Raw genomic sequence first — 10,000 nt, 5'->3', positions numbered from 1 at the left:
GATTGGCAGGATTTTCCTGATGAAATGTGTGGATTGTCAGACCATGCTCATAGGATCGGTATTGTAGTCCCCGGAGTGATTCGTCAGAACGACCTGGCTCTCTTCTCCACTCATCTGAAAAAATTCGACTCTTTTGGTATCCATCATTTTCTCGTCGACTCAGTTGGAATAGGTGAATATATCCAGGAATGTAACCCTGATTGCTCGGTTTCATCCTTCTATGGTCTGCCGGTGACAAATACTGCATCGCTGAAAGCCTGTGACCGGTATGAATTCTGCACCCTGTCTCCTGAATTGTCAGAACAGGAGATCTCTGATATCTGTCAGGTATACAGGAACGGAAACGGGCCTTTCATTGCTCTATGTTGTCAGGGTCTCATTGAAGCTGCGGTTACAGAAGATCATGTATGTGCGTATGCTCACAATCAAAAAGGAACCGGGCTCGTTCTTCAGGATGAAAAGAAGTACTCATTCCCGGTATGGTGCGAGCAATCAGGGAGAAGTCATATCATGAATTCATCTGAGCATAGCCTTATTGGTGAATATTCGGTACTATATCAGATGGGAATCAGGTGGTTTATTATAGACGCCCGCGGCCGGGGTGCTACCTATTCAGGTGAAATGACCCGGTTATGGAGGAGACGGATGATAGCTGATCTTACAGAAGAAGAGGTACAGCAGATAAGAGATACCATTATCAGTATGAGCTGGGGAGGAGTAACCCGGTCAGGGTTCAAAAGGGGTCTTTCTGGTGTAAAACCATAACCAATAAGACCCCGATTTCGTACATCACCCGTGAACAATTGTTAACTGATAAGTATTCCAACGACGAATGAATGCCATATGAAACAACAGTCATTGAAAACACCACTCGTCCTCGTTAATCTGAAGTGTTATACCGAATCAATCGGAAACGGAGCTCATCGGATTGCAAGGGCCGCCCGGGAAGTAATAGATGAATCAGGTGTTACCATCGCACTGGCACCATTATATACTGATATTCATCCCATAAACCACCATTATGATATTCCGGTTTTTGCCCAGCATGTAGACCCGGTTGATCCTGGTGCCCATACCGGCCGAATGCCTCTGGCTGCGATCAAATCTGCAGGAGCGATCGGATCACTGGTAAATCACTCAGAATACCGGCTGAATGTTGCAGATATTGAAAAGAATGTCAGTGCCCTGAAAGGTGCCGGTCTTCTCTCATGTGTCTGCTCGAATAATGTGGCAACCACTGCTGCTCTTGCTGCCCTGAATCCGGATTATGTGGCAATTGAACCACCAGAACTTATTGGTGGAAAAATATCCGTCTCCGAAGCAAATCCGGAAATTATTACGGGCTCTGTAGATGTTGTCAGAAAAATCAGTCCTGCAGTAAAAGTCCTTACCGGTGCTGGAATCCACTCAGGAAAATGTGTAAAGACAGCAGTTGACCTTGGAACGGATGGAGTTCTGCTGGCATCTAGTGTGGTTAAGGCTGAAGATCCTGCTGCAGTTCTTCGCGACCTTGTTTCACTTCTCTGATTATGCTGAGTAATGGGGATCAAGAGTAATAAGAACCTCAGCTTCCCCTCCGTTTTCCGGGACCAGCAGTCTTACCATACAGTACAGATCTTCAGATGTTCTGGTAACTGAGCGTGATGTCAGGAATGAAATGCCATTTCCAGTCGCTATCACTTCACGAACTGCATCTGATAATTCCATCTCACGGAGAATCCGGTTTTTACTGAGCGATGTTCCAATTATCTCACTTTTTCGTGCATCCAGTAATTCCAGGGCACGGGGATTTATCTCTTTAATAACCCCATCTCCTGAAACGACAAGCACTCCGATGTGGATGGCACTGATGATATTTTCATATCTCTTCTCTGATCTTCGAAGACCCTGCTCAATTTTACAATAATTGGTAATATCCCTGCCCAGTGTAACAGTTCCTATTGGTTTTCCTTCAGTATTGACAAATGGGACGGTAATGATATCCAGTTCAGTGACCTCTGATCCGGATTTGAGAGATATTCTCCCATTCATATCATGATGACTCACATTTCTGCACTCTGGCATTCCATGATGAATGAGTCCACAGGGATAATCCTCTTCTCTTTTCCCAACCGGATCACTGGTATTTTCTGCACAGAGCAGGTCAGAACCTGCCTGGTTTACAAAGAGGAATGAACCATCCATATCTTTTGCCCATAAAATGTCAGGGACCGTATCACAGAGCCGTCTCATCAGGGCATACATGGATGCGTACTCCTCCTTTGTCGCGATAAGCGATCGTCGCATCTGATCCTGCTGGATAGCAGAACCTATCATGGCTGATGCGGCAAGCAGAGCATCAATCTCCACACCGGTCCATGTCCGCTCACTCATGTAATCGGCAAACCAGAAGACTCCCCAGACTTTCTGATCAACAAAAACCGGAAAAACGGCGATGGATTTTGCACCTACTCCACCCTTAAGCGGATTATACATCTGGATCTCTGATGCATTGAGGATGAGGGTCTCGCCCCTGACAAGGCGGGAGATGAGTCCCTTTTCCACCGGGATATTATTGGTTCTTAGGTATTGCTCCCATTCATCCGACTGAATCGTAATCCTTGTCCATGAAGCAATATTTTTCATGGAGTGATGTGTATCAGAGTCTTCTGAATCTGAATTCAGTTTGAACAGTCTGACGGTATCCACTTCGGTTGCAAGACCAAATAGGGTAATTGCTTCCTGCAGGGCCCTATCGAATGCTTCACCACCAAGAAACAGATTCGCGACCAGGCTGACCGCTTCCAAAATGCTATCTCTTCTTTTCAGAGCTATGCGCGTATTACGCTGTTGAATGGCATACTCCACTTTATGGTTGAGTTCGGCAAAGAGTGCTTTTGGTTCGCCGCCTTTTTGGATGTAAAAATCTGCTCCGGTATTTATGGCATCAATGATGACTGTCTCACGCCCTCTTCCTGAAAAAAGGATGAACGGGATGTCCTGATCAATATTTCGCACCGCTTTTAAAAAATCGAGCCCGTTCATTATCGGCATTTCATAGTCTGAAATGATACAAGAATATGAACCTGACCTGATAAGCTCCAATGCTTCTTCAGCTGAAGAGGCCACATCCACTTTGAGTCGTCCACCTTTTTCAAGGCTCAACTTGGTTAAATCACATATGACGGGCTCGTCATCAACATGGAGTACACGGACTTCAGAATTCACTCACTAACCTGCCCTTATTTGTTGTTCATACCCTTTCATAATGGTTTCATGTATCAGGTTATCATATTCTGGATTTTATTAAAAGATTTCAGGGCTGATACCTTCAAATGTCTCCAGAGATAAACTCAATGATCAATAGAGGTTCATAGGAGATAATTATGCGTTTTTGCCTGACATATATGTTCATCATATTTCTGTCAATTTTTTTCCTGGATATATATCCCTGTATGGGGGAGGATATCGGTATCTCGGGGAATCATACCAGTAATGACACTGAATTTCTGTTTATGATGAACCAGTACTGGATTCCTGATTTATATGAGATCAAAGGACGGGTTGATGGCTCTGTCACGTATGACATCCCTGATGTACTGAATCTGTCTGTAGAATATGCAAATATTCGTCTGAAGAAGAATCTGAATGAGACGTACTCGTATAATATTTCACAGGATTTGTCATATTTGAGGCAGGCATATAACCGGACAGTCCAGTCGGAACTGATCAATCTGAACCGTATTCCTAAATTGAACAGATCAGATCCCCAGTATCCTGCACAGATCTCCGGGATTACTGCCCGCCTTTCATTGTATGGCGCATGGCTAGAATATCAGGTAATGCAGCGGTATTCAGTGCAGAACAGAACATTTCCAGCACTCGCAACCGTTCCGGCAGACGAATTTTTTGCAATAATGAGCAATATGACCTGATTTTTCAGGCCATTTTGATTAAAATTCCTGATGGAACGCGTAATCATATAATATATCAGGTATCACCAGAAGATATGCGGATACGGGATATCATTCTCCCGGAAGATCAATATTTTCTGGAAATTTTTCGTGAAATATCAGAGAAGATAGTTCAGGCCTCATCGCATCTGACCGAACTGATCTCTGATCTGGATCAGCACAGGGGGATCACCTGTCAGAAGATACATCAGCTTGAGCATGAATCTGATGAACTGCTCAGAAAAATTTTTGCAAGACTGGAGGAGTCACTCATCACTCCTCTTGAACCAGATGAAATTCACCGTCTTGCAAAAGCTCTGGATGATGTGATCGATATCATCGACTGGGTTGCACATCAGATATGCAACTATCAGTTGTCCGGGACCTACCCCCATCTGAATACCTTTGCCGAATTTATTTCCATATCTGTCGCAGAAATTCGGGAAGGTGTGGGGCTGCTTGGGTCCTGGAATGAGATTCGTGAGATAAAAAACTCCTGTCAGAATATCAATCATGTATATAACCGATCCAGTGATCTCCTCTCTACTGCCGTAACTGAACTATTCTCTATGCAGGATCCGATCCTCCTCATAAAGCTCAAGGATATTTATGAAAATCTCGAAGAGGTATTGCAGGAATGTAATGATGTGGGGCATGTGCTTAATGAGATTATCATCCGTCATACATGAACCATGGAATTCATAATAATCATCGGGATTTTCCTTGCACTCTTATTTAATTTTGTCAACGGTCTCAATAATGCAGGAAACTCGATAGCCACGATAGTTGCAACCAGGGCCTTGCGACCATTGTATGCACTCATTCTGGCAGCGGTCTGCAATATTGCAGGACCTTTTTTACTAACAACTGCCATCGCAAAGACTATCGGGACAGGGGTAGTGAAGGCTGGAGCAGTGACTCCTGGTACGCTTGTTGTAGCACTCTTTTGTGGCGTCCTCCTGTTAGGCATTTTAACGGCGAAAGGATTTCCTGTATCATCAAGTCATACTCTCATTGGCTGTATGGTTGGTTCATCAATCGCTGCATTTGGCTTTTCCACAGTAATATGGCCGTCTCTCCTGATGCTTCAGTCTGTTGCCATGACTGGTTTTGTCGGAGCACTCTGTGGAGGGGTCTATCTCTCAATCGTCTTCTGGATGCTCAAGGGACCGGTCAGACTTGGCGCTGTCGCTGGGGCCGTCGGTGGTTTTTCTCTTATGGTGGTCTCTCTTATGGCTATTGGTATTCTTCAAGTAAGCGGACTTCTCGCGATTTTCATATTTATTGTAATATCCCCGACCATTGGGTTTCTTGTTGGTTTTTTCCTTGATATTTTAGTCTCCTATATCTTCCGGTTTTCAAGGCAGAGTACCAGAAATAAAATCTTCTTTCCCCTTCAGGTGCTGACCTGCGGGGCCCAGGCAATTGGTCAGGGTGCAAACGACGGACTTCATGCGGTAGGAATTATTGCAGCATTATTCATCGTAGGTGGTCTCTCGGATGAGTTCTCTGCTCCGTTCTGGGTGATGGCTGCATCTGCTTTTGCCCTCGGTGTCGGGACGGTCTTTGGAGGATGGAATGTGATTACGAAGATGGCAAAAGGGATAACCCGGATTCGGCCGTACCAGGGGTTTTGCGCTTCCATTGCCGGGGGACTTGTCATATCTGCCCTGACAATAACTGGTATTCCTACCTCTTCCACCCATATCATCAGTGGTTCAATCGTGGGGGTCGGTGCAACCAGGGGGAAAAATGCCGTTGACTGGAAGGTTGTCAGGGATATTATTACAGCATGGATTGTTACGTTTCCGCTTGCAGTTGCTGCTTCAGCTTTATTTTATCTTGCGTATTCTTTTTTATTACAGGCAGGTTTGACTTTCCTTGATATTGTCAGCTGACAGACCGGTGTCTTTTTACGTATGTAAGGGTTATTTGTTCCGATTACTGTGGGGATTAAGGAATGGTTGATTCCACAGGATAAAGTATTTTTTGACCTTTTTGAGCAAATGGCCGGAATTGTAGTCCAGGCGGCCGAAAAACTGGAGCAGATGGTCACAACAAAGACTGATCCTGAATCAACCTATAAAGAGATTAAAGAACTGGAACATAAGGGCGATTTAATTACCCATGAAATATACGAACATTTAAATCGCACATTTATCACTCCGCTTGATCCATTGGAGATATCAAGACTTGCATCGGCACTTGATGATGTTCTGGACTATATTGATGATTCGGCTGAGAAACTTCTCATTTATGGGATCAAGGACTATGACAGGACGATGCAGAACTTTGCCCAGCTTATCAGACTGTCAACAGTCCAGCTGCAATGCGGGGTGAAGGGAATTCGTTCTTTCAGGAACAGTAATCCACTGGAAAGTTGTGGTATTGAAATTAACCGGCTTGAGAACATGGCAGATGATCTGTTATCTCATGCAATACAGCGGCTGTTTGCCATGGAAGATCCCATGACCACGATAAAATTAAAGGACATTTATGAGTGTCTGGAAACTGCTACTGACAAATGTGAAGATGTTGCGAACGTCCTTTCGGATATCAGTATCAGGCATTCGTGATCAGTATGGAAAGCATCCTCATCATTGGCATTGCTATCGCTCTCCTTTTTAATTTTTTAAATGGTCTTCATGATGCGGCAAATTCCATCTCTACCATTGTCGCAACCCGTGTCCTGACCCCCCTGCAGGCAGTTTGTCTGGCAGCCTTTTTTAATCTTATTGGCCCGTTGTTCTTTACCACGGCTATTGCAAAGACGATTGGGAAAGGGATTGTGGCACCTGAGTGGCTCACTCTTGAGGTGATTATCGTCGGTATTCTCGTTGCATCTTTCTGGATTTATGCGACTGCATATATCGGGATTCCGATATCATCCACCCATGCGATGGTTGGTGGTCTGATTGGAACTGCGGTTGCCTATGGAGGGATGAGTGTTGTCATCCTTCCCTCATTGCCGTTGATCGGAGGAGTAATTCTTTTCGGGTTTATAGGAGCACTTATCGGGGCAGTCTTTCTGGCAGGAATTGCCAGGTTAAAACATGAGCCAGACCGTACTCATTATCTGAAGATAGGAGGATTTTTTGGTTTTGTGTTCTCCATTCCCCTATGTATTATGTTTCATATTCTTCCAATCAGCGGCCTTTTGGGAATCATTCTCTTCATTGTCATCTCACCATCATTGGGATTTGCAGGAGCGTTCATCTTCGGATGTCTGGTTATCAGGTTATGCCGGAATGCAGACCAGCAGGTAATGAATAAAATATTTAATAAACTGCAGATCGTATCTGCTTCTTTTTATAGTATCGGTCATGGGAGTAATGACGCCCAGCATGCAATGGGTATAATTACTGCTATGCTGGTTACAGCAGGGGTACTGAGTGACTTTTATGTTCCTCTCTGGGTAATCTTCATGTCCAGTGCGGCAATATCACTGGGAACCCTGACTGGAGGATGGAAGATCGTCAGGACAATGGCGAAGCGGATTACTCATCTGCGTCCGTACCAGGGCTTTTGTGCAGAAGCAGGCGGAGGTTTTGTTCTTTTATTTGTCACGCTGTTTGGTGTTCCGGTGTCCAGCACTCATGCAATCAGCGGCTGTATCATGGGGGTTGGTGCAACGCAGGGAAGTTCAGCAGTTCAGTGGTCTATTGTCAGGCAGATTGTCACGGCATGGATTGTTACGATACCCCTGACTGCAACGTGCGCTTATTGTGTATTCATGGTAATTCAGCAGATTTGGTAACCTCTTCCTTTTCCAAATCTCGGGTAGCAAAGAGATACTGCTGGGCATATCCGGCATACGGACCAAAGTACTCTCTGCAGAATCCGCCAATAGTGTCATAAGAGAGTTTTCCGCTCTTATCGGTGTGGATAAGACTGGCGTATTGGTCTTCTATTATCTTCCGTATCCGGATGTCAACCGGGACTGCGTTCAGATGTTCAAATGCAAAGAGTAAAACACAGTCTGCAACTTTCGGTCCGACTCCGGGTAAAATCATCAACATGTCTTTTGCCTGATGGTAATTCATTTTTCTGACCTGCTGAAAGAAGTCAGGATGCTCATGAATATATTGAGCAGTTTTTATCAGGTATGGTGCCCGGTATCCTGTCAGACATTCCCGTAGCTCTGGCTCCTTGCATTGAGAAAGTACTGCTGGATCCGGAAACGTGTTTTCATAAAATGTGCATGAGGTGCCATATCGCCCAAGAATGAGGTTGATTCGTTTCCCGATAGTGCTGACATTCGAGTTTGCCGAACAGATGAAACTCACCAGACATTCCCAGGGATGTTGTCTGAGTATCCGAAGTCCTTGTGACTTGCTATGCATGGTTTCAAAAAAATGATCTGGTGAACCTTTGTATGCGATGATATGCTCTCTGATGGATTTGATAATATCAGAGACGGGATCAGATATCCCTAAAAACCGGATGACATCCGGCTTTGTCAACCCATCATATTCGATGAGAGTACCCTTCTGTCTGATTGTTACGATGTTTCCATTATGAACTCCTTTCCATGTATTCCTCGTTCTCTTCCATCCAAATATCTGCCCGCAGGAGAGTGAGAGATTAAGATCGAAAGGAAGTTGTGACTTTGAGAGTGTCAGGGATTTCACAAAAGAGCATTTGTATGCCTGATGTGAAGAGAATATCTCATGACGATCTCATGACGACAAAGTGAAATACAGTTACACAGAAATGCTTTATATTGGAAAAGCAGGAATGGACGTTATGACCAGATTATCACGATTCGGTATACTCTGCATTTTTTTATTTTTATGCAGCTTTTCAGTATCAGGGGAAGAAACTGTTACAGGTGAAGAGACACCTGTTCTTTCAGGGTCAGGTGATCAGGTAGTATCCGACTATCTAAATGGATCAATAAACCTGGTTGCCGGATGGAATTTTGTATCCGTCCCACGACGTCTGGCAAATGATGCAAATACTGCTTCTATTTTTACCGGTCTTGACTCTGCCGGTCATAGTATCTGGACCTATAATCAGAAGGATGGAGGATGGAATGATCTGACGGCTGATGATAAGATTCTCCCGCTTGAAGGGTACTGGGTTTACTCCACTACTCCACATAGCGTTCCCCTTCGTTTTTCAGATGATCCCCTGCAGGTACCCCCGGTAAAGGATATGACTGCCGGATGGAACATGTTTGGATTTACTGGAAATACTCCGGCATCAGCACGTGATTCATTACTTTCTATAAGAAATACCTGGACAGAGGTTATCGGATGGGACCCTGCTATCCAGCAGTTTGAGGTAACCATCGTCAATGGTGGATCAAATGAGCAGGCTGATTCACGGATGCTGGAGCCAACCCGTTCATACTGGGTATATGTGACAGAATCCTGCAGCCTTGCAAGCATTGGGGCATGAAAGGAAATCCTATGGTTCAGATAGAGAGGGTTTTTGGAAGAGAGATCATTGATTCACGGGGTAATCCCGCTGTTGAAGCAGATGTTACTCTGGTCGGGGGGTATTTTGGGCGGGCAGCATGCCCCTCCGGAGCGTCGACCGGAACACATGAAGCAATAGAAAAGCGTGATGGGGATTCGCGCTTTCTTGGGAAAGGTGTTAAGAAAGCGGTAGAGGCTATCAATACTGAAATTCGCAAATCCCTGATGGGGATGGACAGCACCGATCAGCCAGCTATAGACAACCAGTTGATCTCATTGGATGGAACGGATAACAAAGGCCGTCTTGGCACAAATGCGCTCCTCCCGGTTTCCATGGCGGTAGCCCGTGCTGCTTCCCAGGCATTACAGGTTCCATTATATGAACACCTTGCAGACCGGACATATCTTCTTCCGGTTCCCTATATGAATATTTTAAACGGGGGTGCTCATGCAAACTGGCAGGGAGCTGATTTCCAGGAGTATATGATCGCTCCGGTCGGAGCTCCTGATTTTCCTGAAGCTGTCAGATGGGGATGTGAGGTCTATCATTCTTTAAAAACCATCCTGAAAAAACGAGGCCTCTCAACTGGTGTCGGGGATGAGGGAGGCTTTGCTCCCAAAGTCTCATCAAACCGGATTCCTCTT

At 45.0% G+C, this 10,000-nt stretch carries 10 protein-coding genes and 1 pseudogene; 9 read left to right on the top strand and 2 right to left on the bottom strand.

From position 1 onward, the window contains the following. On the top strand, positions 1–765 hold a 765-nt coding region (locus LDL35_RS03040), incomplete at its 5' end, for a U32 family peptidase (protein ID WP_304019365.1). A 78-nt stretch (positions 766–843) separates the two neighbouring features. Further along, positions 844–1,527 (top strand): triose-phosphate isomerase, encoded by a 684-nt coding sequence (tpiA, locus tag LDL35_RS03035; RefSeq protein ID WP_304019363.1) that lies wholly within the window; start codon positions 844–846, stop codon positions 1,525–1,527. Here the strand turns inward: tpiA and LDL35_RS03030 are convergent, their stop codons facing one another. Continuing rightward, positions 1,528–3,207 (bottom strand): response regulator, encoded by a 1,680-nt coding sequence (locus LDL35_RS03030; RefSeq protein WP_304019362.1) that lies wholly within the window; start codon positions 3,205–3,207, stop codon positions 1,528–1,530. A 227-nt stretch (positions 3,208–3,434) separates the two neighbouring features. On the opposite strand from LDL35_RS03030, the gene LDL35_RS03025 reads away from it, so the two are divergent. The 5 genes from LDL35_RS03025 to LDL35_RS03005 all read left to right on the top strand — a co-directional run bounded on the left by LDL35_RS03025 (position 3,435) and on the right by LDL35_RS03005 (position 7,689). Continuing rightward, positions 3,435–3,914 (top strand): hypothetical protein, encoded by a 480-nt coding sequence (locus LDL35_RS03025; protein WP_304019360.1) that lies wholly within the window; start codon positions 3,435–3,437, stop codon positions 3,912–3,914. Between the two features lie 74 nt (positions 3,915–3,988). Beyond that, positions 3,989–4,621: a DUF47 domain-containing protein gene (locus LDL35_RS03020; protein WP_304019358.1), complete on the top strand. Its 633-nt coding sequence runs from the start codon at positions 3,989–3,991 to the stop codon at positions 4,619–4,621. 3 nt (positions 4,622–4,624) lie between these two features. Then, positions 4,625–5,830, top strand: a complete 1,206-nt coding sequence (locus tag LDL35_RS03015) for an inorganic phosphate transporter (RefSeq protein ID WP_304019357.1) — start codon at positions 4,625–4,627, stop codon at positions 5,828–5,830. A gap of 48 nt (positions 5,831–5,878) precedes the next feature. After that, the gene (locus LDL35_RS03010; protein ID WP_304019355.1) at positions 5,879–6,508 is read left to right on the top strand and encodes a DUF47 domain-containing protein; all 630 of its coding nucleotides are present in this window, start codon (positions 5,879–5,881) and stop codon (positions 6,506–6,508) included. Positions 6,509–6,513: 5 nt separating this feature from the next. Then, complete coding sequence (locus tag LDL35_RS03005; RefSeq protein ID WP_304019354.1) at positions 6,514–7,689, top strand: inorganic phosphate transporter; 1,176 nt, start codon at positions 6,514–6,516, stop codon at positions 7,687–7,689. On the opposite strand, the gene LDL35_RS03000 is transcribed toward LDL35_RS03005, so the two are convergent. Continuing rightward, complete coding sequence (locus LDL35_RS03000; protein WP_304019352.1) at positions 7,664–8,563, bottom strand: DNA glycosylase; 900 nt, start codon at positions 8,561–8,563, stop codon at positions 7,664–7,666. The genes LDL35_RS03005 and LDL35_RS03000 overlap by 26 nt on opposite strands. Before the next feature lie 82 nt (positions 8,564–8,645). On the opposite strand from LDL35_RS03000, the gene LDL35_RS02995 reads away from it, so the two are divergent. Together LDL35_RS02995 and LDL35_RS02990 are read left to right on the top strand one after the other, a co-directional pair. Beyond that, positions 8,646–9,335, top strand: a complete 690-nt coding sequence (locus tag LDL35_RS02995) for a hypothetical protein (RefSeq protein ID WP_304019350.1) — start codon at positions 8,646–8,648, stop codon at positions 9,333–9,335. Positions 9,336–9,346: 11 nt separating this feature from the next. Beyond that, positions 9,347–10,000 (top strand): annotated as a pseudogene (locus LDL35_RS02990) (phosphopyruvate hydratase); the annotation flags it as partial.

Origin of the sequence: Methanospirillum hungatei (assembly GCF_020216685.1) — an archaeon.
GTDB classification, from domain to species: domain Archaea; phylum Halobacteriota; class Methanomicrobia; order Methanomicrobiales; family Methanospirillaceae; genus Methanospirillum; species Methanospirillum hungatei_B.
The sequence above is the reverse complement of the archived record's forward strand: the minus strand, read 5'-3'. Positions and strand labels throughout refer to the sequence as shown.